We start from the raw sequence: 25,235 nt of genomic DNA on the forward strand, positions 1-25,235 counted from the left end.
GGTGTGGACGAGGCCCGTTGGCGCGAAGCCGTCGCCGGTGTGCTCAAGGGAGCCTCCTTCGAGGACAGACTGACGAGCCTGCTGCCAGACGGCGCACGCCTGCAGCCCCTCTATGCCCGCATGGCCGGCGCCCTGCCCATTCCCGGGCGGCCGCCGGCTGCACCCTGGACCATGGTTCAGCGAGCCGACCATCCGGACGTCGCTGCAGCCAACACCCAGCTTCTCGAGGATCTGGAAGGTGGCGCCGGCGGGATCGTGCTGGCGACAGCCCATAGTCCGTTCGCGCGCGGCTTCGGCGTCGCGGTCAATGCCATGAACGCCTTGGACGGCCTGCTGGCGGGCGTCCTGCGCAATGCAATCGAGATTCGCATCGAAGCCGGCCCGCAAACGCTCGAGATTGCGCGCTGGCTCAGCGAAATCGAAGGTGGCACCGTCCATTACGGCTACGATCCGATCGGCCTGCTCGCGACCACAGGCACCTTGCCGACGGCATGGCCTTCCACCGCTTCGGTTCTCGCCAATCATCGGCAGGGCGGCACGGTGCTGACAGCCGATGGCCGACCCTTCCATGAGGCGGGCGCAACCCCGGGGCTCGAGCTCGCCAGCTTGCTGAGTTCGGCCCTGTCCTATCTGCGCGTGCTGGAAGCGACCGGGCTGCGCCTCGAAGAAGCACGTCATTGCATCGGCTTTACCATCGCCGCCGACCAGGAAGCCTTCACCACCATCGCCAAGCTTCGGGCCTTGCGTTTGCTCTGGCAGCAGATCGAGGAAGCCTGCGACCTCGCTCCAAACCCCATCCATATCCACGCGGAAACCGCCTGGCGCATGCTGAGCCGGCGTGATCCGGCCACCAACATGCTGCGCAACGGGCTGGCCACGGCGGCCGCTGGGCTCGGCGGTGCGGACAGCATCTCCACCCTGCCCTACACGGCCGCAAACGGCCTGGCCGACGCGCACACGCGGCGCATCGCCCGCAATTGCCAGCACGTCCTCATCAGCGAAGCCAATCTGCACCGCATCGCCGATCCGGCCGCCGGTTCCGGCGGGCTGGAAACGCTGACACAGGCGCTGTGCGAGGCCGGCTGGTCCCAGTTCCAGGCCATCGAACGCCAGGGCGGCATCATCAATGTGATCCAGTCGGGCTGGCTGCAGGAGGAGATCGACGGGCTGCGTCCCCCGGTCGGCACCATCATCGGCGCCAGCAAATATGCCTTGGCCGAAGAACCTGTCGTCCCCGTGTTGCGACCTGCACCCAATCCAGCCACACCGCCTGCCCCGGCCTTGAACCGCCAGCGCGATGCCATGCCCTTCGAGGTCACGGCCGAGAGCACGGCAGGAGGCACCTTATGAGTCGCATCCCCGATTTCTCGACGCTCGCCTTCCGTCGCCCTGCGCCAGGACCGCTTCTCACCGGCGAAGTCTGGCAGACGCCCGAGGGCATCGACATCAGGGCCGTGCACGGAGAGAGCGACCTCATCGGGCTGCAGGCGGTCGAGTCCTGGCCGGGCCAGGCACCTTTCCTGCGTGGTCCCTATCCGACCATGTATGTCCAGCAGCCCTGGACCATCCGCCAATATGCCGGCTTCTCCACCGCCGAGGAGTCCAACGCCTTCTATCGCCGCAACCTCGCGGCGGGCCAGAAGGGCCTCTCGATCGCCTTCGATCTCGCCACCCATCGCGGCTATGATTCCGACCATGCGCGCGTGACCGGCGATGTCGGCATGGCCGGCGTCGCGATCGATTCCATCATCGACATGCGCACTCTGTTCCAGGGCATTCCGCTCGACGAAATGTCGGTGTCGATGACCATGAACGGCGCCGTGCTGCCGATCCTGGCGCTCTATATCGTCGCGGCCGAGGAACAGGGTGTTTCGCCCGACAAGCTGGCGGGGACCATTCAGAACGATATCCTGAAGGAGTTCATGGTCCGCAACACCTATATCTACCCGCCCGGCCCCTCCATGCGCATCGTCGGCGATATCATCGCCTATACCGCGCAGAATATGCCGAAGTTCAACGCGATCTCGATCTCCGGCTACCACATGCAGGAAGCCGGCGCGACACAGGACCTGGAGCTCGGCTACACCCTGGCCGACGGTGTCGAATATATCAGGGCCGGGCTGAAGGCCGGACTCGACATCGACCATTTCGCCCCGCGCCTGTCCTTCTTCTTCGCCATCGGCATGAACTTCTACATGGAGGTGGCCAAGCTCCGTGCCGCCCGGTTGCTGTGGACGCGCCTGGTGCAGCAGTTCAATCCGAAGTCCCAGAAATCCCTCGCCTTGCGCACGCATTGCCAGACCTCCGGCTGGTCGCTGACGGCGCAGGATGTCTACAATAACGTCACTCGCACCCTGATCGAGGCGATGGCGGCCACGCAGGGCGGCACCCAGTCTCTGCATACCAATGCCCTCGACGAGGCCCTGGCGCTGCCGACGGATTTCTCGGCCCGCATCGCCCGCAATACCCAACTCGTGCTGCAGCAGGAGAGCGGCACCACGCGGTTGATCGATCCCTGGGGTGGTTCCCACGCCATCGAGAATCTCACCGCCGACCTCGCCGCCAAGGCCTGGCGGCATATCGAGGAGGTCGAGGCCATGGGCGGCATGGCCAAGGCGATCGAAGCCGGCCTGCCCAAGTTGCGCATCGAGGAGGCCGCCAGCCGGACCCAGGCCCGCATCGACGCCGGCGAGCAGGCCGTGATCGGCGTCAATATCTACAAGCCGCAGTCGGAACCGGCGATCGAACTGCTCAAGGTCGACAACTCAGCCGTGCGAACAGCTCAGATCGCCAAGCTCGAGCAGTTGAAGGCCGAGCGCGATCCGGCGGCCTTGGAGCAGGCCCTGGACGCCCTGAGCAAGGGCGCGGAAGGCGATGCCAACCTCCTCGCGCTTGCGGTCGATGCGGCCCGGGCCAGGGCGACCGTCGGCGAGATCTCCTCAGCACTCGAAAAGGTGTTCAGCCGCCATAAGGCTGAGATCCGCGCCACCTCCGGCGTCTACAAGGCGGCGATGAGTGGTGGCGGCATCGAGAAGGTGCAGCAGAAGACTGCGGTCTTCCGCGAGGAAGAAGGCCGCCCGCCCAGGATCCTGGTCGCCAAGATGGGGCAGGACGGGCACGACCGCGGCCAGAAGGTGATCGCCTCGGCTTTCGGCGATCTCGGTTTCGAGGTCGATATCGGGGCCCTCTTCGCCACGCCTGAGGAAGTCGCCAGGCAGGCTGCCGACAGCGACGTCCATATCGTCGGCGTCTCCTCCCTTACCGCCGGGCATCTCACGCTGGTGCCGGCTTTGCGCAAGGCTCTGGTGGCCGAGGGCCGGCCGGATATCATGATCGTGGTGGGCGGCGTGGTACCCGAACATGATTTCGAGGCCCTCTATGCGGCGGGTGCCCAGGCGATCTTCCCACCTGGCACGGTCATCACCGAAGCCGCCAGCAGCTTGCTCGACGAATTGCTGAGCCAGCTGCGCCATCGTCACCATAACAAACCGCGCGATGGCCGGTAGGTTCGGCCCGAAAGGACCGAGTGCCCCGTGCAGGTCGACGGCTCACAACCGCCCAAGCCCGCCCGCGGGCCCAACCTGCCGAGGCCGCAGCAGGATTTGGCCCGTCACGATTTTGCGGAAATCGCACTCAACTCTTCGAGGTCGAGGTCACGTTCCAGTTCGTGCAGCGTCTCGTTGTCGATCTTGCCAGCGCGGTGGAGACGTATGAGTTCGTTGCGCCCGGTGGCGATCGCGGCCAGCACGACATCGAAATGGGCATGCAGTCCCGGCGTAAAGTCTTCCGTGCGCTCGGCATAATCGACGATCATCGTCGCCCGGCGCTGGTAGCGTTCCAGCAACCGGGGATGAATGAGCGTACCCTCGCTGTCATAGGCAAGCTGCTGGATGGTGACCAATTGCTTCTGCGCCATGGCGGATTCGGCCTGGGCCATGGTAAGGCGCGCCCGTTCCGTCTCCGGCTCGACCGGCTTCACCCAGCCGATCACGCGCCCGAGGGTCGTGCCCTGCACGAGCACCGTTCCCAGGATGACGGCGAACGACGTCACCAGGATGAAATCACGACCGGGGAACCCTTCCGGCACGCTCAACGCCAGGGCCAGGGTGACGACGCCCCTTACACCCGCCCAGCTCAGCACGATGGCGCCGGGGACGCCAAGCGGCTTGTAGCGATCGACGCCCAACACCTCGCAAAGCCGGATCACCAGATCCGAACCGAACACCCAGGCAAATCGCGCCAGGGTGAGCGCCAGCAGGATCACGAGGATGGGCACGGCCATCGTTTCGAACACCACGCCGAAACCGCCGCCCCGTTCCACCACACCGCGCAGGGTGAAACCGATCAGGATGAAGACCGCCGCCTCCATCAGGAAAATCATCACGGACCAGAACGAGGTGCCGCGCATGCGTACCGAGGCCGAAAACACGGTGTGCTGATACCAGCCGGCAATCAGGCCCGTGGTTACCGTGGCGATGACGCCGGAGACATGGAACATCTCACCCAGCAGATAAGACGACCAGGACAACAGGCACGTGGCAGCGATGATCAAATATTCGTCACCGAGGCGGCGGGCGAGCAGCACCCATGCCGCGCCGGCGGCAATGCCGATAAGAACGCCTCCCAATGCCAACAGGAAGAACTCGCCGACCGCGTCCACCGCGCTGAAGGCACCCGTAACGCCGGCCGCGATGGCGAAGCGGAAAAGCACCAGGCCGCTCGCATCGTTGAACAGGCTTTCGCCCTCGAGCAGGATCTGCAGGCGCCGAGGCAGTTTCACCCGCTGCAGAATGGCACGAGCGGAGACGGCGTCGGGCGGCGAGACGATCGCTCCCAGTGCAGCGCATGCCGCCCAGGGCAATGACGGGAATACGAGATGGGTCACCACGGCCACGACGACGCAGGTGAAGACCACCGCCCCGACCGCAAGCGAGGCAATGCCGATCATGTGGCGTCGCAACCGCCCGAGCGCGATAAACCAGGCCCCGTCCATCAGGAGCGGCGGCAGGAAGATGACGAGCACCAGGTTGGGATCGAGCGCGATGGCGGGCAGGCCCGGCAGAAAGGCGAGCGATGCGCCGCCGGCAAGCAGCGCGACGGAGGGCGGCAGCCCCAGCTTGTGCGCAGCAAAGTGCAGGACGATGATCGCCAGGAACATCGCGATCACCAGTTCGAACAGGTGAATAGGGTCCATCAGCCTTTGCCCCCATTTGGCTTTTCCAGACCCTATAACGTCATGTCAGAAATGAAAGCCGGCGTTTCAGCACAAATGCCGGGTTGATGAGACTGCTCCTATCTTTGCCTCTCATTCCGAGGAGCACGGCCAGGACGAGTGAGACGCGCCAATCCTTCCACGATTTCGGGGAAAGTGGCGATCCGAAGCATCGACGGAAGGGGGAGAGTGGTTCAAATCGAGCAATAAGAAGCTCTGTGGCGCCACTCTCCCCCACCCGGCCCTTCGGGCCACCCTCCCCGCAAACGGGGAGGGATTGGCGCGCTCAGTTCTGAAATCGCGCCTTGTTCAGCCCAATGACGATATCGCTCCCCTCCCCGCTCAGCGCGGAGCGGTGACGATCACGTTCCAGGAACCCGGCATCAGCCTGGCCTGCAGGCGATCTCCCTCCAGGCTCACCTTCTCGATTGGGGCCGGTGCGACGGTGTCCTGGGCGTCCTTGGTATTGACAGCCTTCATGTTGGGATGGTGGATCTGCAGCGCCTCCACCACCTGGCGGTTGCCGCCGAAGCCCCGCAGCAGGACTTCGAGATCCATCGGCTCGCCGAGATGACGGTTCAGGGCGAAAATGGTGACCTGGCCGGTCGCCTCGTCCTCGGTGACGCAGGCATGGAGGTAGGGAATTTCCGGCGCTGTCTTGCCGGCATAGAAGGGTGAAGAGATCAGCGAGCGCAGCACGCGACCATGGGCATGGCGCGCCGTCAGCGCGAAGGGATGGAAGATGGTCTGGCGCCAGGCCGCTCCGCCCGGCTCCGTCATGATCGGGCCGATGATGTTCACGAGTTGGGCGATACAGGCGCATTTCACGCGGTCGGCATTGTTGAGCAGGGTGATCAACGCACCGCCCACCAGGAGCGCATCCTCGGTGTTGTAGACCTCCTCGATCAGCGGCGGGTGCTCGGGCCAGCCGGGCTTGCGCAGATGCTCATGCGTGCGCGCCTTGTACCAGACGTTCCACTCGTCGAGGGAAAGCATGATCCTCTTGGGCGAGCGGCGCGTGGCGGCCACGGCATCGGCAATCGCCACCACCTCGCGGATGAAGGCTTCCAGCAGCTCGATATTGCCGAGGAATTCCTCTGTGCTGTCATGCGGGTTCTGGAAATAGGTGTGCAGGGAGATGAAGTCGACATAATCGAAGCAATGGTCGAGAACCTCGTATTCCCAACGGGCATAGGTGGCCATGTCGCGGTTGGATGAACCGCAGGCCGCCAGCTCGATCGAGGGATCGACCCAGCGCATCACCTTGGCGGTCTCATGGGCGATGCGGCCGTATTCGCCCGCTGTCTTGGCGCCGATCTGCCAGGGGCCGTCCATCTCGTTGCCGAGGCACCAGAACTTGATGTCGTGCGGCTTGTCATAGCCGTGGCTCTTGCGCAGTTCCGACAGCTCGGTACCGCCCGGATGGTTGCAATATTCGATGAAGCGCCGCGCCTCGTCATGGTCGCGGGTGCCGAGATTGACGCCGAACATCGGCTCCACCCCGACCTTTCGGGACCAGTCGATGAATTCGTTGGTGCCGAAGGCGTTGGTCTCGGTCGAGAACCAGGCGAGATCGAGCCGGCGCGGCCGCTGCTCGACCGGGCCGACGCCGTCCTCCCAATTGTAGCCGGACAGGAAATTGCCACCCGGATAGCGCACGATGGTGGTGCCGAGTTCGCGGGTCAGCTCGGCGACATCCTGGCGGAAACCCTGGTCATCCGCGGTGGGATGGCCGGGTTCGAAGATACCGGTGTAGACGCACCGTCCCATATGCTCGACGAACGTACCGAAGATGCGGCGGTCGAGATCGGAGATGATGAAATCGTGATCGACGATCAGGCGGGCGGACGGCATGGCGTAAACTGACCTTTGAACCTGGGAAATGTTTGGCGGGAGAGGGACCCACGGCGGGAGGAGAGCCGTGGGTCCTGGATGTGGCGAAACGCGGCGTTACTTCGCGTTCGCCAGCAATTCGTTGATGCGGGACTGCGCGTCGGCGAGCGCGGCGTCGATCTCCTTGTCGCCGGTCACGCCGGCGGTGACCTCGTCATTCTCGATCTCCTGGATCGCGAATTGGCGCTTCACCGCCGCCGGGCGGGCGGCGCCATTGCTGGTCAGCGGCGCAAGATCGGCCCGATGCGGCAGGGCTTTGAACTCGGCGCTGCCGGCCACGGATTTGCGGATGGGCAGATGGCCGGTGCGTGCCCACTGGAAATCATTGTCCCACAGGAATTTCAGGAACTCGTAGGCCGATTTGCGCTGAGCATCGGTGAGATCGGCCTTGAGGACCACCCAGCTATGCCCGTCAGCCCAGACGCGCGGGCTGCCGGGATAGAGCTGCGGGAAAGGCACCACCGCATAGCCACCGGACAAGGGAGCGCCACTCTTCTTGGATTCCTGGTCGTAGGTATCGACCAGCCAGGTACCGCAGATGAACACGCCCGCATCGCCGGCCGCAAAGCTGGCGACCGAGGCGGCATAGTCCTGCCCCTTGGTGGTGTCGCCGTTCTGGTAAAGCGTCTTCAGCAGCGTCGCGGCGTTCTTGGCCTCAGGCGTCGAGAAATTGACCTTGGTCGGGTCGGCGAAGAAATCGGAATTCTGCTGATAGAGCAGCGTATCGAAGGTCCGGGTGAAGAAGGCTCGCTCATTGGCGATGGTCCAGACGAAATAAGGCTTGCCCGTCTTCTCCTTGAACTGCTTGGCCTGAGCCAGCAATTCCTCACCATTCTTGGGCAGGATCGGCTTGCCGGCAGCATCGACGAGCCCAGCCTGCTTGAACAGGTTCAGATTGATGTGCCAGAGCCAGGTATGGGTATCGAATGGCAAGGCATAGGTCTTGCCATCCTTGGTGACGCCGGCCTTGGCAGCGTCGGTGAAGTCGCCGGTATCGACGCCTGCCGTTTTCAAGCCCTCGTCCAGGGGCTCCAGCAGGCCGCGCGAGGAATAGTCGCTGATGACGGCCTCATGCATGACCGAGATGGTCGGCGGCTCGCCGGAACGGATGCGGGCAGTAAGCTGGTCGTAACCGGGCCATTCGACGATATCGACCTTGACGCGGGTAGCCTTGCTCTCGGCATTGAACTTGTTGATCAACGCCGTGATGATGCCGCACTCACCATTGGCCTTGGCAACATCCGTCACCGCGCCATAGTCGGCTTCGCAGGCACCGAAGAAGCGTGACACCGAGATCTCGGTCTTGTCCTGGGCGAGGCCGGCCTGCGACGACAGCAGCAAGAGGGCCCCGGCATAGAGCAATCGTTTCAAACCGATCATGCATTTCCTCCGTTTCGGCCGATTTTGTTCAAGGTCGAGCGCGCGGCCGGGACGCGGAACCAGGAGATCTCGTCGGGTTCAGCGGATCGCGGCGCCGGCCACGGCGCGGACGATGTATTTTTGGAAGAACAGGTAGACGATGAAGACGGGCAGCCCGGCGAAGACGGCTTGCGCCATCAGGAAGCCGAGCCCCTCGGATTGGGCGAAATTGGTCTGGGTCGAGGCCATGCCGACGGTAAGGGTGAACATGTCCGGCTTGGTCGCCGAGATCAGCGGCCACAGATAGTCGTTCCAGGCCGACAGGAAGGTGAAGATTCCGAGGGTGGCCTGAGCCGGGATGGTCAGCGGCAGCACCACCCTCCAGAAGATCTTGAAGCGCGAGGCGTTGTCGAGCATTGCCGCCTCGTCGATGTCGCGCGGGATGGCCTTGAAATATTGCGTCATCAGGAAGACGCCGAAGGCATGAGAGAGCCCCGGCAGGATCAGTGCCGGATAGCCATTGTGCATCTTCCAGTCGGTGAACATCTGATGGCGCGCGATGATCACCGCCTGCTCGGGAATGGCGAGACCCAGCAGCACCAGCACGAACAGGATATTACGGCCCGGAAATTCGGTGCGGGCGAAGCCGTAGCCGGCCAGGGACGACAGCACCAAAGTGCCGATGGTCATGCCGCCGGCCACGATCATGCTGTTGAGCAGCCAGCGGAAGACGCCGGAGGAAGCGAGGATGTCGGTGTAGTTCTTCAACGTGTAGGGCGGATGCAGGACCGTGGCGGTCGAGAGCATCAGTTCCGCATTGGGCTTGAACGAGAGCACGATCACCCAGGCGACAGGAACCAGCCAGGCGAAAGCCAGGAGCAGGACACAAGCCAGGATCACCCTGTCTCCAGCGGTGCGGCCGACGAATTGCTGCGCGCTCGCCATGGCCTAGCCCTCCGCGCGCCGCTGGGCGGCGACATATTGCAGGATCGCGGCGATGGCCATCAACAGGAACAGCACCTCGGAGGCCGCGGCTGCATAGCCGACGTTCCAGCGCTGGAAGCCTTCCTCGTAGATGAACTGCACGATGGGGCGCGATGCGTTGTTGGGTCCCCCCCTGGTGAGGAGCTGGGCCTGGCCGAACAGCTGGAACTGCGCGACGATCTCGTAGATCGCGACGACGACGACACTGCGCCGGATCGAAGGCAGCGTAATCGACCAGAAGGAGCGCCAACGCCCGGCATTGTCGAGCGCGGCCGCCTCATAGAGTTCGCCCGGTATCTGCTGCAAGGCGGCGAGGAAGAGCATCATCGGCAGGCCGATAACCCACCACAGCGTACACAGCGCGATGGCCGGCAAGGCGAGTTCCTGACTGGTGAGGAACTGGATGGGCGGCAGGTCGAAGATCGAGAGGATACCGGCGATCAAGCCCCGGTCCGGCAGATACATCATCTTCCAGATGATGGTGACGATGGTCACCGACAACACGGAGGTGCCAAAGAAGATCGCCCGCAAGGCGGCACTGCCCTTGCTCTCCCGGTTGAGAGCAAGGGCGAGAGCAAGACCGATGGCGACGAAAACCGGCACGGTCATCAGCACGAAGACGAACGTATTGCTCACCGTGCCCAGGAAGATCTTGTCGGCGAACAGGCGCCGGAAATTCGCCAGGCCGGCAAAGGAGGCCGTCTGGTCGAACATGTCGTATTCCTGCAGGCTGATCCAGATGCCGCGAAACAGCGGATAGACCAAGAGGACGACATAGACGGCAAGAAAAGGCAGGACGAACAGAAGATTGCGCCAGCTCGGCCCGATCGAAGCGCCGGCATAGCGGGGGACGGGTATCACGGTCGCGGCGGAGGGAAGGCTCTGCGTGGACATCGCCCCCTCCTCACGCGGCATGGAAGGCACGGCCGCCATCGTCGAACAGATGTGCGGCCTGCGAATCCATCGAGAAACGGGCCTCGCTCCCTGCGACAGCGGTCGATGCGCCCTTGTCCTCAGCGACCAACGAGGTGCCATCGGGCAGGCGCACATAAAGATGCGTGCGATCGCCGAGGCGCTCGACCACTTCGATCCGGCCTGCAAGAGAGCCCGCCGGATCGACCCGGACGGCCTCCGCCCTGACGCCCAGGCGCAGACTAGCACCCTGAGGCAGGACCGCGATGGGCACGCGGGTGGCGAAGCCGGTGCCATCCGCGAGCCTGGCGGCGGCAAGACCACCCTGCTCGGCGATGGTAACGGGCAGGAAGTTCATGGCGGGGGAGCCGACGAAACGCGCGACGAATTCCGTGGTCGGGCGGGAATAGACCTCCATCGGCGTGCCCACCTGCTCGATCTTGCGGGCATTCATCACCACGATGCGCTCGGCCAGCGTCATCGCCTCGACCTGGTCATGGGTGACGAAGATGGTGGTGGCCTGCACCTGCTGGTGCAGGCGCGCCAGCTCGACGCGGGTGCGCACGCGTAGTGCCGCATCGAGATTGGAAAGCGGCTCGTCGAACAGATAGGCCTTGGGGCTCTTCACCAGAGCGCGGCCGATGGCGACGCGCTGTCGCTGGCCGCCGGAAAGTTGGCCTGGCTTGCGGGCGAGCAGCGGCTCGATCTCCAGGATGCGCGCCGCTTCCTTCACCCGGCGATCGATCTCCTGGCTGGGCACGGCAATGTTGCGCAGGCCGAAAGCCATGTTCTCGTAGATCGTCATATGCGGATAGAGCGCATAATGCTGGAACACCATGGCGACACCGCGAGCGCCCGGGGGAAGCTGGTCGACCCTCTGGCCTCCGATCGAGATCGAGCCACCATCGACGCGCTCCAGCCCCGCGATCATGCGCAGCAAGGTGGATTTTCCGCAGCCTGACGGCCCCAGGAAGGCAATGAATTCGCCCGAGCGGATCTTCAAAGAGAGGTCCGCGATGACGTTCACGGCGCCAAAGGTCTTGGACACCTTGTCGATGTCGATGGCACTCAAGGCCTCTTCCTCCTACCATCTTTTCTTATTATCATCTGATGATAAGATATGAGTAATCGCGGCGCGGTGTCAATCCGTCGCCGAGCCGGATATCGGCAATTTGTAGGAGGATTCATAATTGGCAGGAGGGTTGTTGGGCGCTTTGTTCGCCCCCGATAGCGGTGATAAGAGGTGGAAGGCCTTCCCGGGCACGATCGAAGCTGCCCAAGCGAAGGGCGCCTTCCCGCCGGTGTACGGCCGCGGGCTGGTTTGGAGATGAGTATGTTCGAGCGGGATACCGCCATCAGCACGATGAGTGCGCAGGTCGCGCGCATCATCGGCACCCGCATCACCTCGGGAGAATTTCGTCCCGGCGACACCCTGCCCATCGAGAACGAACTCTGCCAGGCCTATGGCGTCAGCCGCTCGACGGTGCGCGAGGCCGTCAAGAACCTGGCGGCCAAAGGACTGGTCGAGGTTTCCCCCAAGACCGGCACGCGCGTGCTGCCTTTCGCCGACTGGAACCTGCTCGACCAGGACGTGCTGTCCTGGCGCCTCAATGCCCAGTTCGACGAGCGCATCATCGAGGATCTCTATGAAATGCGGAACTGCTTCGAGCCACGTGCCTGCTTCCTGGCGGCGCGGGACGGTTCGGCGGATGATCTGGAACGCATACGGATGCGCTTCTCGGATCTGGTATCCATGCTCGGGCAGCCAGCCTTGGCGGCGGGCGCCGAGACGGAATTCCACCTCGCCATCATGACGGCCACCCATAACGGCCTGTTCGTCACCATTGGGCGGGCGGTCAAGACGGCGCTGAAAGTCTCCTTCGGCCTGACCCAGCGCAGCACCAATGGGCAGGCGCTGGATCTGCAGCCCTATCAGGTCGTCGTCTCGGCCATTCTCGCCCGCAAGGCGGACGAGGCCTCGAGGGCCATGAGCCAATTGCTGGAAATTTCGCGGGCCCGCATGCTGGAGGCCCTGCGCAATGCGCCGCGCGCCATCGAGAAGACGGCCGGGCAATAGACAGCCCCGTCCGACGGTCTGCGGGACAGCGCGCCAAACCTGTGCTTATCTTCCCGGTCGTAGCTGGACAGCGAGGTGAAGTCCGATGATCCGCAGCAAGGAGCTATTCGCCCGCTCCGGTGACGCCGAATGGCGGTTCACGCCCGATGGCAACCGGCGACGCATCCTGGCCTATACCGACGAACTGATGATGGTCGAATTCGCCTTCGAGAAGGATGGTGTGGGCTGGTTGCATTCGCATCCCCACATACAGTCCAGCTATGTCGCCGAGGGACGGTTCGAGGTCACCATTGGAGGAAGAACCGAAACGCTCGCCACCGGCGACAGCTTCATCGTGCCATCCGGCCTCGAACATGGCGTCAAAGCACTCGAGAAGGGCCGCCTAGTGGACTGTTTCACCCCGCACCGCGCCGATTTCCTGGCATGATCCCGCTTTGGCGCGGTTCTGCAACCAGCGCCGAAGACTACTGATCCGCGTTCTCGATCGCGCGGGCGACCACGGCCCGTACTTCCTCGCGGCTCATGAAGATGTCGTGGTTGATGAAGCCGGAGCCGAAATCGGAGGCATCGACCACCTTCACGCCGGTCTTCTGCAACTCCTCGCTGTCGCCGGAGCCGACGCGCGGCACGCCGCCCGCGAGCTTGGTCGAGATTTCCAGGGCGCGATCGTTCTTGGAGACGATCACCGTCATCTTCGATGACAGCGACGACAGCCGCTTCATCTGGCGACGGAAGAGGTCGAGGTCGACATCCGGATTGGCCAGCACGATGGCGCCGAAATGATTGGGGAGAGAAGCCCCCATGCGATCGGACATCGAGCGCAAGGCTTCCATCATCACCATGCTGCCCATGGAATGGGCGATCAAGTTGATGCGACCGACCTTGGGATCGTTGGCGAGCGCGGTGAGCGTGTCCTCCAAGGCGTCGCGCGACCACATCGCGCTGTCCTTGTCGGTCACGTAGTCCAGCAGCGCCGCACGAGAGGGCCAGGAAAACAGCACCGGTACGCCCGAGAACTTGATGCCATCGACCAGCTTGGCATAGCTCGTCGCCGCGCTGTCGAAGGTCTCGTTATAACCGTGGACATAGACGATGACGTCGCGCCCTTCGGCCTGTGCCGCAAGGGCCGTGGCGGGCTGGTCGCCCGGCAGGGCGCTCACCCCGGCCACAGACCAGCCCGGTGTGGAAACCGGATTGACGGCGGCCAGCAGCGACTTCGACGGCGGATACATCACGAGGCGGGCTGCGGTCGGATCGGAAGCGCGCTTGGCGCCGAACCAAGGCTCCTTGCTGCCGGTCGAATTGCGCGTGGTCATCATCAGCATGGTCATGCCGCCGCGCCAGATGCCGAGCGGGGCGGCGTTGGCCGCCTGATCGTTGGAAGCCGTGTTGGTGAGCACCGGCTTCAAGGACGAGGTTGCGTCGCCGGAATCGTCATCGATCCCGACGCAGCCCGTCAGAACCAAAGCCGAAGCAACCAAAGCGAAGAGCGAGGCGACCCGCATCGAAACCCAATCCCGTTTGCCGAGCTGCTTTCAATGCAGCGCAAGGGGTGAATAGTCAGTGAACAGGCGAAATTGAGGCGACAGAGCGCCCTCCAGGCAAAAATTTCCCGATTTCATGGCGCTTTCTGCTCAATAGAGGCAAAAATGTCACGCAATCGGCCTATTCAAGAGGTGCCGAACCTTGTGCCCCGCGATGACATCGTGGAGGTTGTGTCGGTGCATTCTAGAGCAAGGCGCGTTTTGGCAGAAACGCCCTCGGCGCGTCTTTGCGATTTGGAGTGAAGCCGTCAAATCGCAAAACGCCATAGGGAAGTTCGTCCAGCCATGTCGGGAAGTGAGAATATCGCCGTAGCCAGATCGGCCGCGCATCATTTTGGTCTCGGCCTGGTATTGCGCGTAAGCTGGGCCGTCTACCGCAGCCAATTCCTGCGGCTCACGCTGCTGGCCCTGGTTGCGGTGCTGCCTCCCCCATTGATCCTGACTTTCTTCCCCATACCGCAGGATCGCCTCCTCACATCGGTCGAGTATTGGTCGACCCTGCTGCTCAGCCTTGCACTCAGTGCAACGGCCGGAGCGATAACTTGTCTGGGCGTCCAGCAGGTCCTGGGCCATCAACCCTTCTCGTTTGGAGCGGCTTTTACGCACGCACGCCGCAGTTTTCTTGCCCTTTTTGCGACCACGATCATCTTCCTCGGGGCCTTCTATCTCGGGCTCGTCGTCCTGATCATCCCCGGGCTGATGGTGCTCTGCCGTTACTTCGTGGCAGTCCCCGTCTGCGTGGTCGAGCGAACCGGGCCCCTCCAAGCGCTGAAAAGAAGTGCAGAACTGACGAGAGGCTACCGATGGAAATTGCTGATCCTCGGCCTGCTTCTCCTGCTTCTTCAAATTGCACCGAGACTGGCCATCAATTTCGAGGAAATCATCGCTGCCTTCCAAGATCCGGGTGCAGCGCCGGATCAAGTCAATTACCTGAAATATGTCGCAACCATCGGCGTCGATGCCTTGTCGACCAGCTTTGCCTTCGTTGCGTCGGCGATGGCCTATTTTCAGCTCCTCCGCGTGAAAGAAGGCGCCGACGTCAGGCAACTGACAACCGTATTCGACTGACCCAAACAAAAAGGGCCGGCGTGGTGCCGGCCCTTCCCGATTCAGCTGTCAGCAGGCGAGCAAGCCTTAGTCGAGGCCACCGAGGCAGACATATTTGGCGTCGATGTAATCCTCGATGCCGTATTTGGAGCCTTCCTTGCCCATGCCGGATTCCTTGACGCCACCGAAGGGAGCGACTTCGGTGGTGATCAGGCCCTCATTGACGCCGACCATGCCGTATTTCAGCGCTTCGGCGACCCGGAAGGCGCGGCCGAGATCCTTGGTGTAGAAATAGGAGGCCAGGCCGAATTCGGTATCGTTGGCCATCCGGACGGCCTCTTCCTCGGTCTCGAACTTGAACACCGGGGCCAGCGGCCCGAAGGTCTCGTCGCGCGCCACCAGCATGTCCGGGGTCACCCCGGTCACCACCGTCGGCTCGAAGAAGGTGTGGCCGAGCGCATGGCGCTTGCCGCCCGCCACCACCTTGCCGCCCTTGGCAACGGCGTCGCTGATATGCTCCTCGACCTTCTCCACCGCCTTCTCGTCGATCAGGGGGCCTTGCTGCACACCAGCCTCCAGGCCGTTACCGACCTTGAGCGCATTGGAAGCAGCGATCAGCTTCTCGACGAACTTATCGTGGATGCCTGATTGCACCAGGAAGCGATTGGTGCACACGCAGGTCTGGCCGGAATTGCGGTACTTGGCGATCATCGCGCCCTCGATCGCCCGATCGACATCGGCATCGTCGAACACGATGAAGGGAGCGTTGCCGCCGAGCTCCATCGAGACCTTCTTGAGTGTCTTGGCCGACTGCTCGACCAGCAGCTTGCCGATCGGCGTGGAGCCAGTGAAGGTGATCTTGCGCACCAGCGGATTGGAGGTGAGCTCGCCGCCGATGGCGCTCGCCGAACCGGTGAGGACGTTGACGACGCCGGCGGGAACGCCGGCCATCTCGGCCAGCACACCCCAGGCAAGGCCCGAATAGGGTGTCTGCAGGGCCGGCTTGATCACGATGGTGCAGCCGGCGGCCAAAGCCGGGCCGAGCTTGCGTGCGATCATCGAAGAGGGGAAATTCCAGGGCGTGATGGCACCGACGACGCCGACCGGCTCCTTGGTGACCAGGATGCGGCGTCCCGGCCAGGGAGAAGGAATCACATCGCCATAGACGCGCTGAGCTTCCTCGGCGAACCAGCGCACATAGGCAGCCGAGAACACCACTTCGCCGCGCGCTTCGGCGAGCGACTTGCCCTGCTCGACCGTGAGCAGCACGCCGAGTGCGTCGGCATTGGCCTCGACCAGGTCGGCGAGCTTGTGCAGGATCTTGGCCCGCTCCTTGGCGGTCTTGGCGCGCCAGGCCGGGAAGGCGGCATCGGCGGCGGCAATGGCGCGCGCCGTCTCGTCCTTGCCGCAATTGGGCACGCTGCCGATGAGTTCGCCCGTGGCGGGATTGGTAACCGGCAAGGTCTTGCCGCTATCGGCAGCGATCCATTGACCGTTGACGTAGGCGGCCTCACGCTTGAATTCGAGTGTCTGCGCCAGCTTTTCCAACATGCGCCTTCCTCCGTTATGTCTCTCGCTGGCGCTTAGATAGGCGTTCGGCGCGCGCGGATCAATGTAGAAATGTGATCACATATTCGGGTGTTGCCTCTTCTCGCGAAGCCTGCGATGGAGGCCAAGCAGAATATCCCGATATCGTCGATCCGTGGACGGTATCGGGATATTCTGCAAGCGTTTTAGATCCTGCCTATTCCTCCTCATCCTCCCTGGTCGATCAGGAGGAATAGGCTTGCTGCACATAAAGAAAGCAAGTCGCGATGTCCAATCCCGTCCTGGCCGAACTCATACGCGGCGGTATGGTCGAAAGCCGGCATAGCGGCGCCGTTGCCGTCAGCGATCCCGAAGGCCGCCTTGTGCTTTCACTTGGCGACGTCACCAGGCCCATCTTTCCCCGCTCGGCCGTGAAGGCGTTCCAGGCCCTGCCCTTGCTGGAATCCGGAGCCGCCGACAAGCTCGGCCTCACCGACGCCGACATCGCCCTCGCCGTCTCCTCCCATGGCGGCGAACAGCGCCATGTCGAGACAGCCGCCGCCATGCTGGCCAAGGCCGGCCGCGATGCCGGCGCGCTCGAATGCGGCGTTCATGCGCCGAGTTTCCGCCCGGCCGCCTGGGCCCTGCTGCGTGCCGGCGAGGAGCCTTCGGCCCTGCACAACAACTGTTCGGGCAAGCACGCCGGCTTCATCTGCCTTGCCTGCGCCGGAGATCGCGATCCGCATGGCTACGTCGAAGCCGGGCATCCGGTGATGCGCGAGGTGATGGGGGCGGTGAACGAGATGAGCGGCGCCGCCCTCACCGGCGATGGCGTCGGCATCGACGGCTGCTCCATTCCCACCCAGGCCGCGCCGCTGGCCGGCGTGGCACGGGGCTTTGCCCGCTTCGGCACCGGCGCCCATCTCGGCCCCGAGCGAGGGAAGGCCGCGACCCGCATCCGCCGCGCCGCGGCGGCCGAACCATTCCTGATTGCCGGCACCAAGCGCTTCTGTACCGAGATCATGACGATCTTCGGCGAGCGCGTCTTCGTGAAGACCGGCGCCGAGGGCGTATTCTGCGCCGCCTTTCCCGAACTCGGTTACGGCATCGCCCTCAAATGCGATGATGGCGGCACCAGAGCCGCCGAGTTGATGATGGCCGGCGTGATCGCCAAGCTGCTGCCCTTGTCCGAAAACGAGGCCGAGGCGTTGAAACGCTTCCTCGAACCCGTACAGAAGAACTGGAACGGCATCGAGGTGGGCAGGCTCCGCCTGGCGGGGGCATTGGCCTGAAGCGGCGCCTTGTCGCTCTTCCTCAGGTCGAGGCCGCTTTCTTCCAATCACCCGTGCTGTTCCACCAGCGATTGGGATTCTTGCTGTCATCAAGCCCTTTGGAACGGCTGGACAGGATGGTCTGCAGCCTGATCACCGGCTCCTGGTAGGAATGGGCCTGGAAGATCGCCTCGATCACCCTCTCCGTAATCTCCTGCACATCTGGAAGCTCGAAACAGACTTCCACCACGCCGGGGCGCTGGCGAAGCTTACTTTCGGCGCCGGCCGCCGCCCCTTCCAATGGGCGATAGCGCTCGGTCCCGGGCGCGGATTGATAGGCATTGCTGTCATAGGCCCCCATCGTGAGCGGAGTGATGGCAATGACCGCCGCCATGATACGATCGACATCCTCCACCGGAGCCTGAAACGTCAGAAGGCGCATGGGCACCATCGAAACCGACAATGTCTCGAAACCTGTCATGGCCATCTGCCCTTCCGGCTGGTTGAAGCCGGGACCTTAGTCCGCCGCTGCTGACAACTGCCTGTCAGCATTCTCGGCAGAGAAGGCCCCATGCAAGTCGCTCCCTGGACGGCACTCGCCACGCGTCAGATATCCCGCAAATCAGCACTTGATCTAGAGTGCACTCCAGCAAGTAGCCTCGACGACAGTTCAGGAGTGCGATGAAGACAGATGAAAATCGGAGAACTGGCGCGTCGCTCGGGATTGTCGGTGCACACGCTTCGCTACTACGAGAAAGCCGGCCTGCTTCCGCCAGCCTTTCGGAACCGTTCGGGCCAGCGGGACTATGACGCCGCCATCCTCGGCTGGATCGAATTCCTCGGCCGCATGAAGGCTGCGGGCATGCCGATCCGGGACATCGCGGCCTATGCGCTCTTGTGGAAGCAGGGCGCCGGTACCGAGGCCGCGCGCCGCGACATGCTTGAGAAGCAAGGCCGGCGGGTGGCAGCCCAGATCGAGGACCTTCAATCCTGTCTCGTCGTCATCCAGCAGAAGATCCTGGACCTGGCTGAACTGGAAAAAGGACGAAAATCATGAGTGCCTATGTCATTTCCGACGTGGTTCCGCAGGACGTGGAAGCCTGGAACGCCTATGTGCGGCTGGCCCCCGCGACGATCGAAAAATATGGCGGCCGCTATCTGGCACGCGGCGGATCGGTGCAAAACATGGAGGGAAACTGGTCGCCTCGCCTGATCGTCCTGGTAGAATTTCCCGACCGGGAGGCCGTCGAGGCCTGGTATGCCTCCCCTGAATATGCCGAGGCCCTGAATTTTCGTGGCAAGGCCCTGAGCAGAAACCTGATCCGGGTGGACGGCGTCGATTGAGCATGCTTCGACGCAAGTCGAAACATTGCCCGACACGGCCCGCTAGAACGGGGCGACAAGTCCACGCAACTGGCGGGCCGCCCTGATGACAAGAAAATTCGCCTATTTCACCGACGCCCATCTCGGTCAGAGGCTCGTCATGGGCGGTGCGATGGACAGCGACAAGATGCGCTATGCCAACGAGCCTGCCGAACACTGGGATCACCTGCGCCAAGTCCTCGACGACATTGCGGCAAGAGACATATCGGACGTGGTCTTCGGCGGCGATATCGGAGCACGCGGCGCCGTCCCCGATTTCTTCGAGATTCTGGGATCCTACGATTTCAATTCGAAAATAGTGCTGGGCAACCACGACGACTATGACGCGGTTTCACCCTTCCTTTCCGATCAGACCCATGCCGTTCAGGGCAAGGCCTGCTTTTCCGAAGGCGATCCGGCGCTGAAATGGCTGTTTCTCGATTCATCAACCAACCGGGTGGACGAGGACCAGCTCGGCTGGCTCGCGCGGGAACTGCAAGGCACGCGCCAGCTCCTGCTGTTCCTGCATCATCCCATCCTGCCGATCGACACGCCGGTGGAGCATGCCGGAGCCTCCTTGAAGGAACGCGACGCTCTCAAGGCGCTTCTGATCGGCAGCCAGTGCGGCATATCGGTGTTTTCAGGCCATTATCACATGGCGGATGAACGGCACGAGGCGAACATCCGACAGTTCTGCACCCCCGCCGTCTCCTACCAGATCGTCAAGGAGGCCGATCGGCTTGAAGTCGATGCGACGCGATGCGGCTATCGCATCGTGGAGACCAACGACGGGGAGATTGAAACCGAGATCGTCTATCTGAGCGAGATTTAGGCCAGGGTGCCTGCTTGCTGTTGGGCTGATGCCCTCCATCACGACCCATTGCAGATCGGGCAGCCATGGACATGCTTGATCAGGCCGTGCACCTGGCAACGGTCGAACTCGGGAGCCGACCACCGATTCCTGTCATTCTGCGCCTCGGCGCGAATATCCGCCGACGCGAACGCCGCCAGCAGCACCTGGAATTTATCCAGGCATGGCATGAGCCATTCTTCCTTCGGCTCATAGCCGAGCCCGTGCCAGCCCTCTTTCGCTTTCGCAGTAGCAATCGTGCGCAGAAGGAAGGAGCGGTCTTCGACGAAACTCTCGATTTCCCAGGGCATCTCCGAGACATCGAAGCCCACGGTTCCGAGGCCATAGACGCCCTGGTCCCTTGCGGCGATCCAGGATGCAAGCTGGCAATGCCGACAGGTCGCAGCCAATGACGAGGCAGCCAACGCCAATACGCCGATGAACACCGACGTCAGTGAATTGTTCATCTGCAGAAATGGCAGATCAGGCCGCGCCTCATAGGTGATCGAATTCGCCATCGGGTAAGATCCGACTTGCTCCTGCGGTGCAGAAAGTACCAGACAGATCAACCATGGCGCAGCTCCGTCCCGGATGCGAAGCCACTATGCCCGCGCACCCGAACGAGAACCGGATTATCCCGCTCACACCTGTCCGAAGCGATATTGCGTCTCTTGATCGTAGACCTGGCCCGGCCGGATGATCGAGGACGGGAAATGCGCCTTGTTCACGGCATCCGGCAAGTTCTGGGTCTCCAGGCAGAAGCCGGCGAAGGCCCCATATTTGGCGCCGCCCAGGCCCGGCACCGCGATATCCAGCTTGGCGGCATCATAAAGCTGGACGCCGGGCTGGGTCGTCCAGGTCTCGAGGCTGACGCCGCTTTTGGGCGACCAAGCATGCGCAGCCCGCGTCAGCGTGCCGGCACTGCGCAGCACGAAATTGATGTCGTATTTGAAGGGGCCCTCCGGCGTATCGAAACGCAGCGGACGCGGCGCGCGAAAATCATAGGGCGTACCCGCCACCGAAAGGATCTCGCCGGTGGGGATGAGATCGGTATCGGTGGGCGTGTAGAAATCGGCGTCGATCTCAATGCGATGGTCGAGCACGTCGGCCGAACCATCGAGATTGAAATAGGAATGCTGGGCGAGATTGATCGGCGTCGCCTTGTCGGCGGTGGCGGTGAAGATCACCTGCAGCGTCGCCGGCTCCAGCAGCCGGTAGGTACAGGTCGTCACCACGCGGCCGGGGAAGCCCATGTCGCCATCCTCGGAGACCAGCACCAAAGTGGCCGAGCGCTGGTCCGATTGCACCAGCGACCAGGCGCGCTTACCGAAGCCGGTGGCGCCGCCATGCAGCGTGTGCGGCCCGCCATGGCTCTTGGAGAGGTCGTAGGTCACGCCATCCAGGGTGAAACGGCCGAAGCCGATGCGATTGGCGACGCGGCCGGGAACGGCGCCGAAATGCGGGGAATATTTGGGATAGTCCTCGAACTTCTCGAAGCCGAGTACCACGCGCTGCGGCCCGTTCTTCGAGGGCACCAGGAGATCGCGCACCACGCCGCCATAGGTGATGATCCGGGCCTCGGCACCGGCATCGGAGCGCAGGGTGACCTCGAGCACATCGGCGCCGTTGAAGGTTCCGAACAGGACAGGCTTGGACATGGGATTTCCTTAGTAGCAATGAGGCGTGGACATCCGGATCGCCGGCAAGCGGCGACGACTCGTTTCTACACAGTCCACCAATAGCGGACCACATGGAAGAAGATCGGTGCGGCGAACACGACGGAATCGAGCCGGTCGAGCATGCCGCCATGCCCCTCGATCAGATGCCCCCAATCCTTGACGCCGCGATCGCGCTTGATCGCCGACATCACCAGCCCGCCGAAGAAACCCATCAAGGTGACCACCAGCGCCACCAGCCCGGCCTGCCAGAAGGAGAACGGGGTGATCCACCACAGGCCGGCGCCGAGCAGCGTGGCACTCGCCACCCCGCCGATCAGGCCTTCCCAGGTCTTGGAGGGCGACAGTTTCGGCGCCACCTTGTGCCGGCCGAGGAGCTTGCCCCAGACATATTGCAGCACGTCGCTCATCTGCACCACGATGACCAGGAAGGCGATGAGAAGCAGCTTGCGACCCTCGAAACCTGGAATGTCCAGCGTCAGCAGCGCCGGCACATGTGAGAGGCAGAAGATGGCGATCATCATGCCCCACTGCATCTCGGCGATGCGGGTCATGAATTTCGCCGTGTCGCCCCTGAGCGCGATCAGGATCGGCAGGAGCAGGAAGACATAGACGGGAATGAAGATCGAGTAGAGCCCGTACCACTCGATCCAGATCAAGTAATATTGCACCGGCAGCACCACGAAGAACATGGCGAACAGGGTGCGATGATCCGCCCGGCGCGTCGGCGTCAGTGTCAGGAATTCGCGCAAGGCGGCAAAGGAAGCAAAGGCGAAGAGGGCGACTACTCCGGCCTTGCCGAGGAGGAAAGCGCCTCCCATCAGCGCTACCATCACCCACCAGGCGCGGATGCGCGCATTGAGATTGTCGATGGCGGCATTGCCCTGCGGCCCGGCCCGGCGATCGAGCTGCCAGCCGATCAGGGAGGCGAGGACCAGGAAGGCGACGATGCCGCCAAACAGGGTCAGGGTATGGTTCTCGAACATCAGCCCTCGTCCCCCTCATGCGGCTTGAGGGCCAGCAGGGCATTCCGGCTGCGATCGAGGAAGGCCTGCTTCTCCTCGCCAGGCCGCAGGCGCAACGGTGCTCCGAAGGTCACGGTGCACAGGAAGGGAACCGGCAGGAACTCGCCCTTGGGCATCACGCGGTTGAGGTTTTCGATCCAGACCGGCACCATCTCCACCTCCGGCTGGCGCTTGGCGAGCCAGAACAGGCCGGACTTGAAGGGAAGCAGCGGCTCCTCCCCCATGTTGCGCGTTCCCTCCGGAAACAGGATCAGCGAGGATCCCGCTTCCAGGGCCGAGGCCATCTGGCCGATCGGATCGACACTGCGGGTGGCGCTTTCACGATCGATCAGCACGGCGTCGAAGACATTATGGGCGAGGAAACGCCGCAGCGCTCCGGCATTCCAATAATCGCGCGCCGCCACTGGCCGCGCCGCCGAGCGCAGGACACCCGGGAAGACCGTCCAGACCAGGATGAAATCGCCATGGCTGGCATGGTTGGCAAAATAGATGCGCGGCTTGCGCACCGGCAGGCAGCCTTGCCAATTGCCACGCACACCGGTGACGAGCCGGGCAAAACCGATGGTGGCGGTCCCCACCAGCCGGCCGAGCAGAGACCGGCCATCCCGCACCACGATGTCACTCACAACACGATCCCGAGCAATGGCAAGGCCAACAAGCACAAAACCTGCAAGGCCAGGAAAATGGCCTGCCGACGGACCAGGGCCATGGCGCCGCGTGCCCGCTCGGACATCGGGCGTGAGGCGCGGTCCTGCGCGAACAGCCCGAGACGCTTCATTGCCCCGTCGAAATTGGTGGTGCTGAAGGCATTGCCGGCAAGATGGCCGAATATCTCGGCATCGAAGCCCGCGCGAAAGGCGAAATAGCTCTGCACGAGCCCGAAGACCAGCGCAAGCAGCACAGGAGCGCTGACCAACAGGGGCGCCGAGGCATAGGTAGCGGCGAGAAGACCGCCGACACCGAGCAAGGTGAGCCCGCGCGAAATCCGGTCGAGCGCCCTACCCTGCCGCAGATAGGCTGCGGCGATGGCAGCAATCACCGCTGGATTTTCCTGTGCCTCAGCCATCGACGCTATCAATCCTTCCAGCCGCCGCAATGGCGGCACGTGCCTCCAACCCCAGCACGATTCGAGGGCGGATAGCACCTATGATCGCAATCGCCTCGTCCACCGTCTTCGCCTCGCCATTGGCAAGCAGCCAGGTCGCCAGCGCGGCGGCGCTGCGCGAATAGCCGAGCGCACAGCACACCAGTACCGTACCTTGTCCACGCGCGGCTTCAATCGCTTGGGACGCCGCCATCAGCTTCGCCGCCTGCGGCGCAATCAGGTCGAGCATCGGCACGGCCTGTGTCAGGGACCCCGGCCAGGCAGGCAGTTCGGCGGCAAGATCGACAACGCTGCCATACTTCCCCGGCGCCCGATCGAAGCGCGAGGGGATACGGCCGAGATAGACCCCCGGACGGACCTTGCCGGCCGATGGCTCATGGCGCGTCCACCAGCGCGAATTGAGGAAGGCGCCGAGCTGATAGGGAGCGAACAGAAGCCGGACTGCCAGCGGCATCGAGCCGTCGGCGCGCTTCTGGAAACCAGCAGCGCCGCGCCAGAGATAATTAGACGCGACCAAGCCGAGCGATACCGCCGGATAGCAGAGCCAGAGCGCCCAGCCGCCAATCCCGATGCCGACAACGGCAAGAACCAGCGCGCCAAGACCGTAACAGGTGGCGAGTTTTCGACGTTTGCCCGCTTCACTTTCCTCCTCCAGGGACGGGGATGAATCCGGCCACAACCACAGGCAGAACAGGCCGAGCAAGGCACCGCTCGGAATGTCGAAGAAATGATGCTGATAGGTGGTGAGGACGGAAAGGCCGATCAGGGCGAACCAGGGATGGAGTAACCATCGAGCCCATGTCGGCAGATGACTGAGGTAATGCACCCACAGGATCACCAGGAGCGCGATGTGCAAAGAAGGCGCCTGATTATAGGGCTTGTCGAAGCTCAGCAGGGCATCGAACATGAAGCCTGGCAGCCCGGCGCCGATCTCCGGCTTGGCGAAGCTGAAGCGCAGCGGAAAGACGAGGAAGCAGGCGACGGCGATGACCTGCGCCGTGAGCAGCCGGCGGCCCAGCGTGTCCAACTCCGTCCGGCTGGTACAGACGAACAGCGAAGCGGCATAGAACAGGTTGACCGACCAATAGGGAATGATCGTCCAGGGCAGGAACGGCATATCCCGTTCCCAGCCGAACACGATGGACGGCACGAAGGCACGCTGGTCGGCCAGATAATTGGCGAGGCCATAGCTCGAATAGAAGAAGATGCCGAGGCCTGCAAGCCAGACAAGCGCCCTGCCCCAGGGACGCCCATCGGCGGGCCTTGCCGGTACCGCCATGCTCATGACGATACCGGAGCGCGGACATCACAGCGCCATGCTCGCATGGCGTGATGTCCGCTCTTGGAACCGCCGCACCACCGGGCAAGGAAGAAGCGGAAATCGCGACATG

The 25,235-nt window shown here is 63.2% G+C and carries 24 protein-coding genes; 9 read left to right on the forward strand and 15 right to left on the reverse strand.

The window, feature by feature from the left end; all coding sequences use genetic code 11:
• Positions 1-3 precede the first annotated feature (3 nt).
• The gene (locus ACN6KF_RS13660) at positions 4-1,350 is read left to right on the forward strand and encodes a methylmalonyl-CoA mutase family protein (RefSeq protein ID WP_434957351.1); all 1,347 of its coding nucleotides are present in this window, start codon (positions 4-6) and stop codon (positions 1,348-1,350) included.
• Positions 1,347-3,506: a methylmalonyl-CoA mutase gene (gene scpA / locus ACN6KF_RS13665; protein WP_434957352.1), complete on the forward strand. Its 2,160-nt coding sequence runs from the start codon at positions 1,347-1,349 to the stop codon at positions 3,504-3,506. The genes ACN6KF_RS13660 and scpA overlap by 4 nt, the downstream gene beginning before the upstream one ends.
• A 104-nt stretch (positions 3,507-3,610) precedes the next feature.
• Here the strand turns inward: scpA and ACN6KF_RS13670 are convergent, their stop codons facing one another.
• From ACN6KF_RS13670 to ACN6KF_RS13695, 6 genes are all read right to left on the reverse strand, one after another.
• Positions 3,611-5,194 carry a Na+/H+ antiporter gene (locus tag ACN6KF_RS13670; protein WP_434957353.1) on the reverse strand — a complete coding sequence of 528 codons (1,584 nt, stop codon included), beginning with the start codon at positions 5,192-5,194 and terminating at the stop codon, positions 3,611-3,613.
• A 360-nt stretch (positions 5,195-5,554) separates the two neighbouring features.
• Positions 5,555-7,066: an arabinosylfuranosidase ArfA gene (gene arfA, locus ACN6KF_RS13675; protein WP_434957354.1), complete on the reverse strand. Its 1,512-nt coding sequence runs from the start codon at positions 7,064-7,066 to the stop codon at positions 5,555-5,557.
• 96 nt (positions 7,067-7,162) lie between these two features.
• A complete protein-coding gene (locus ACN6KF_RS13680; protein ID WP_434957355.1) occupies positions 7,163-8,485 on the reverse strand; it encodes an extracellular solute-binding protein in 1,323 nt (440 codons plus the stop codon).
• A gap of 78 nt (positions 8,486-8,563) precedes the next feature.
• A complete protein-coding gene (locus ACN6KF_RS13685; RefSeq protein ID WP_434957356.1) occupies positions 8,564-9,409 on the reverse strand; it encodes a carbohydrate ABC transporter permease in 846 nt (281 codons plus the stop codon).
• 3 nt (positions 9,410-9,412) lie between these two features.
• Positions 9,413-10,342, reverse strand: a complete 930-nt coding sequence (locus ACN6KF_RS13690; protein ID WP_434957357.1) for a carbohydrate ABC transporter permease — start codon at positions 10,340-10,342, stop codon at positions 9,413-9,415.
• Positions 10,343-10,352: 10 nt separating this feature from the next.
• Complete coding sequence (locus tag ACN6KF_RS13695) at positions 10,353-11,432, reverse strand: ABC transporter ATP-binding protein (protein WP_434957358.1); 1,080 nt, start codon at positions 11,430-11,432, stop codon at positions 10,353-10,355.
• Positions 11,433-11,693: 261 nt separating this feature from the next.
• Between ACN6KF_RS13695 and ACN6KF_RS13700 the strand changes: the two genes are divergently transcribed.
• Complete coding sequence (locus ACN6KF_RS13700; protein WP_434957359.1) at positions 11,694-12,437, forward strand: FadR/GntR family transcriptional regulator; 744 nt, start codon at positions 11,694-11,696, stop codon at positions 12,435-12,437.
• Positions 12,438-12,522: 85 nt separating this feature from the next.
• Complete coding sequence (locus tag ACN6KF_RS13705) at positions 12,523-12,864, forward strand: cupin domain-containing protein (RefSeq protein ID WP_434957360.1); 342 nt, start codon at positions 12,523-12,525, stop codon at positions 12,862-12,864.
• A 37-nt stretch (positions 12,865-12,901) separates the two neighbouring features.
• Here ACN6KF_RS13705 and ACN6KF_RS13710 read toward each other — a convergent pair whose 3' ends face one another.
• Positions 12,902-13,942 carry an alpha/beta hydrolase gene (locus ACN6KF_RS13710; RefSeq protein ID WP_434957361.1) on the reverse strand — a complete coding sequence of 347 codons (1,041 nt, stop codon included), beginning with the start codon at positions 13,940-13,942 and terminating at the stop codon, positions 12,902-12,904.
• Between the two features lie 324 nt (positions 13,943-14,266).
• Here ACN6KF_RS13710 and ACN6KF_RS13715 point away from each other — a divergent pair, with 324 nt between their 5' ends.
• Positions 14,267-15,049 carry a DUF7847 domain-containing protein gene (locus ACN6KF_RS13715; protein WP_434957362.1) on the forward strand — a complete coding sequence of 261 codons (783 nt, stop codon included), beginning with the start codon at positions 14,267-14,269 and terminating at the stop codon, positions 15,047-15,049.
• Between the two features lie 66 nt (positions 15,050-15,115).
• Here the strand turns inward: ACN6KF_RS13715 and ACN6KF_RS13720 are convergent, their stop codons facing one another.
• On the reverse strand, positions 15,116-16,579 hold the full coding sequence (locus ACN6KF_RS13720) for an NAD-dependent succinate-semialdehyde dehydrogenase (RefSeq protein WP_434957363.1): 1,464 nt from the start codon (positions 16,577-16,579) through the stop codon (positions 15,116-15,118).
• A gap of 263 nt (positions 16,580-16,842) precedes the next feature.
• On the opposite strand from ACN6KF_RS13720, the gene ACN6KF_RS13725 reads away from it, so the two are divergent.
• Positions 16,843-17,847 carry an asparaginase gene (locus tag ACN6KF_RS13725; protein ID WP_434957364.1) on the forward strand — a complete coding sequence of 335 codons (1,005 nt, stop codon included), beginning with the start codon at positions 16,843-16,845 and terminating at the stop codon, positions 17,845-17,847.
• A 22-nt stretch (positions 17,848-17,869) separates the two neighbouring features.
• Here ACN6KF_RS13725 and ACN6KF_RS13730 read toward each other — a convergent pair whose 3' ends face one another.
• A complete protein-coding gene (locus ACN6KF_RS13730) occupies positions 17,870-18,313 on the reverse strand; it encodes a YqfO family protein (RefSeq protein ID WP_434957365.1) in 444 nt (147 codons plus the stop codon).
• Positions 18,314-18,517: 204 nt separating this feature from the next.
• Here ACN6KF_RS13730 and ACN6KF_RS13735 point away from each other — a divergent pair, with 204 nt between their 5' ends.
• The 3 genes from ACN6KF_RS13735 to ACN6KF_RS13745 all read left to right on the forward strand — a co-directional run bounded on the left by ACN6KF_RS13735 (position 18,518) and on the right by ACN6KF_RS13745 (position 20,020).
• Positions 18,518-18,883, forward strand: a complete 366-nt coding sequence (locus ACN6KF_RS13735) for a MerR family transcriptional regulator (protein ID WP_434957366.1) — start codon at positions 18,518-18,520, stop codon at positions 18,881-18,883.
• Positions 18,880-19,170: a DUF1330 domain-containing protein gene (locus ACN6KF_RS13740; RefSeq protein ID WP_434957367.1), complete on the forward strand. Its 291-nt coding sequence runs from the start codon at positions 18,880-18,882 to the stop codon at positions 19,168-19,170. The genes ACN6KF_RS13735 and ACN6KF_RS13740 overlap by 4 nt, the downstream gene beginning before the upstream one ends.
• Before the next feature lie 85 nt (positions 19,171-19,255).
• A complete protein-coding gene (locus ACN6KF_RS13745) occupies positions 19,256-20,020 on the forward strand; it encodes a metallophosphoesterase family protein (protein WP_434957368.1) in 765 nt (254 codons plus the stop codon).
• Positions 20,021-20,058: 38 nt separating this feature from the next.
• On the opposite strand, the gene ACN6KF_RS13750 is transcribed toward ACN6KF_RS13745, so the two are convergent.
• The 6 genes from ACN6KF_RS13750 to ACN6KF_RS13775 all read right to left on the reverse strand — a co-directional run bounded on the left by ACN6KF_RS13750 (position 20,059) and on the right by ACN6KF_RS13775 (position 25,129).
• On the reverse strand, positions 20,059-20,607 hold the full coding sequence (locus ACN6KF_RS13750) for a hypothetical protein (protein ID WP_434957369.1): 549 nt from the start codon (positions 20,605-20,607) through the stop codon (positions 20,059-20,061).
• A 72-nt stretch (positions 20,608-20,679) separates the two neighbouring features.
• Positions 20,680-21,696 (reverse strand): aldose epimerase family protein, encoded by a 1,017-nt coding sequence (locus tag ACN6KF_RS13755; RefSeq protein WP_434957370.1) that lies wholly within the window; start codon positions 21,694-21,696, stop codon positions 20,680-20,682.
• Positions 21,697-21,761: 65 nt separating this feature from the next.
• Positions 21,762-22,700 carry a phosphatidate cytidylyltransferase gene (locus ACN6KF_RS13760; protein WP_434957371.1) on the reverse strand — a complete coding sequence of 313 codons (939 nt, stop codon included), beginning with the start codon at positions 22,698-22,700 and terminating at the stop codon, positions 21,762-21,764.
• Positions 22,700-23,365 carry a lysophospholipid acyltransferase family protein gene (locus tag ACN6KF_RS13765; RefSeq protein ID WP_434957372.1) on the reverse strand — a complete coding sequence of 222 codons (666 nt, stop codon included), beginning with the start codon at positions 23,363-23,365 and terminating at the stop codon, positions 22,700-22,702. Before ACN6KF_RS13765 ends, ACN6KF_RS13760 begins: the two co-directional genes overlap by 1 nt.
• Positions 23,362-23,805 carry a hypothetical protein gene (locus tag ACN6KF_RS13770; protein ID WP_434957373.1) on the reverse strand — a complete coding sequence of 148 codons (444 nt, stop codon included), beginning with the start codon at positions 23,803-23,805 and terminating at the stop codon, positions 23,362-23,364. The genes ACN6KF_RS13765 and ACN6KF_RS13770 overlap by 4 nt, the downstream gene beginning before the upstream one ends.
• Positions 23,798-25,129 (reverse strand): phosphatase PAP2/dual specificity phosphatase family protein, encoded by a 1,332-nt coding sequence (locus tag ACN6KF_RS13775; protein WP_434957374.1) that lies wholly within the window; start codon positions 25,127-25,129, stop codon positions 23,798-23,800. Before ACN6KF_RS13775 ends, ACN6KF_RS13770 begins: the two co-directional genes overlap by 8 nt.
• Positions 25,130-25,235 lie beyond the last annotated feature (106 nt).

Origin of the sequence: Labrys methylaminiphilus subsp. lupini (assembly GCF_051161885.1) — a bacterium.
Taxonomy (GTDB): Bacteria; Pseudomonadota; Alphaproteobacteria; order Rhizobiales; family Labraceae; genus Labrys.

Bases quoted from the DNA above. Each gene is read 5' to 3' on its own strand.
- scpA (WP_434957352.1), top strand. From the start codon at position 1,347: ATGAGTCGCATCCCCGATTTCTCGACGCTCGCCTTCCGTCGCCCTGCG.
- ACN6KF_RS13670 (WP_434957353.1), bottom strand. From the start codon at position 5,194: ATGGACCCTATTCACCTGTTCGAACTGGTGATCGCGATGTTCCTGGCG.
- arfA (WP_434957354.1), bottom strand. From the start codon at position 7,066: ATGCCGTCCGCCCGCCTGATCGTCGATCACGATTTCATCATCTCCGAT.
- ACN6KF_RS13680 (WP_434957355.1), bottom strand. From the start codon at position 8,485: ATGATCGGTTTGAAACGATTGCTCTATGCCGGGGCCCTCTTGCTGCTG.
- ACN6KF_RS13685 (WP_434957356.1), bottom strand. From the start codon at position 9,409: ATGGCGAGCGCGCAGCAATTCGTCGGCCGCACCGCTGGAGACAGGGTG.
- ACN6KF_RS13690 (WP_434957357.1), bottom strand. From the start codon at position 10,342: ATGTCCACGCAGAGCCTTCCCTCCGCCGCGACCGTGATACCCGTCCCC.
- ACN6KF_RS13700 (WP_434957359.1), top strand. From the start codon at position 11,694: ATGTTCGAGCGGGATACCGCCATCAGCACGATGAGTGCGCAGGTCGCG.
- ACN6KF_RS13705 (WP_434957360.1), top strand. From the start codon at position 12,523: ATGATCCGCAGCAAGGAGCTATTCGCCCGCTCCGGTGACGCCGAATGG.
- ACN6KF_RS13710 (WP_434957361.1), bottom strand. From the start codon at position 13,942: ATGCGGGTCGCCTCGCTCTTCGCTTTGGTTGCTTCGGCTTTGGTTCTG.
- ACN6KF_RS13715 (WP_434957362.1), top strand. From the start codon at position 14,267: ATGTCGGGAAGTGAGAATATCGCCGTAGCCAGATCGGCCGCGCATCAT.
- ACN6KF_RS13720 (WP_434957363.1), bottom strand. From the start codon at position 16,579: ATGTTGGAAAAGCTGGCGCAGACACTCGAATTCAAGCGTGAGGCCGCC.
- ACN6KF_RS13725 (WP_434957364.1), top strand. From the start codon at position 16,843: ATGTCCAATCCCGTCCTGGCCGAACTCATACGCGGCGGTATGGTCGAA.
- ACN6KF_RS13730 (WP_434957365.1), bottom strand. From the start codon at position 18,313: ATGGCCATGACAGGTTTCGAGACATTGTCGGTTTCGATGGTGCCCATG.
- ACN6KF_RS13735 (WP_434957366.1), top strand. From the start codon at position 18,518: ATGAAAATCGGAGAACTGGCGCGTCGCTCGGGATTGTCGGTGCACACG.
- ACN6KF_RS13740 (WP_434957367.1), top strand. From the start codon at position 18,880: ATGAGTGCCTATGTCATTTCCGACGTGGTTCCGCAGGACGTGGAAGCC.
- ACN6KF_RS13745 (WP_434957368.1), top strand. From the start codon at position 19,256: ATGACAAGAAAATTCGCCTATTTCACCGACGCCCATCTCGGTCAGAGG.
- ACN6KF_RS13755 (WP_434957370.1), bottom strand. From the start codon at position 21,696: ATGTCCAAGCCTGTCCTGTTCGGAACCTTCAACGGCGCCGATGTGCTC.
- ACN6KF_RS13760 (WP_434957371.1), bottom strand. From the start codon at position 22,700: ATGTTCGAGAACCATACCCTGACCCTGTTTGGCGGCATCGTCGCCTTC.
- ACN6KF_RS13770 (WP_434957373.1), bottom strand. From the start codon at position 23,805: ATGGCTGAGGCACAGGAAAATCCAGCGGTGATTGCTGCCATCGCCGCA.
- ACN6KF_RS13775 (WP_434957374.1), bottom strand. From the start codon at position 25,129: ATGAGCATGGCGGTACCGGCAAGGCCCGCCGATGGGCGTCCCTGGGGC.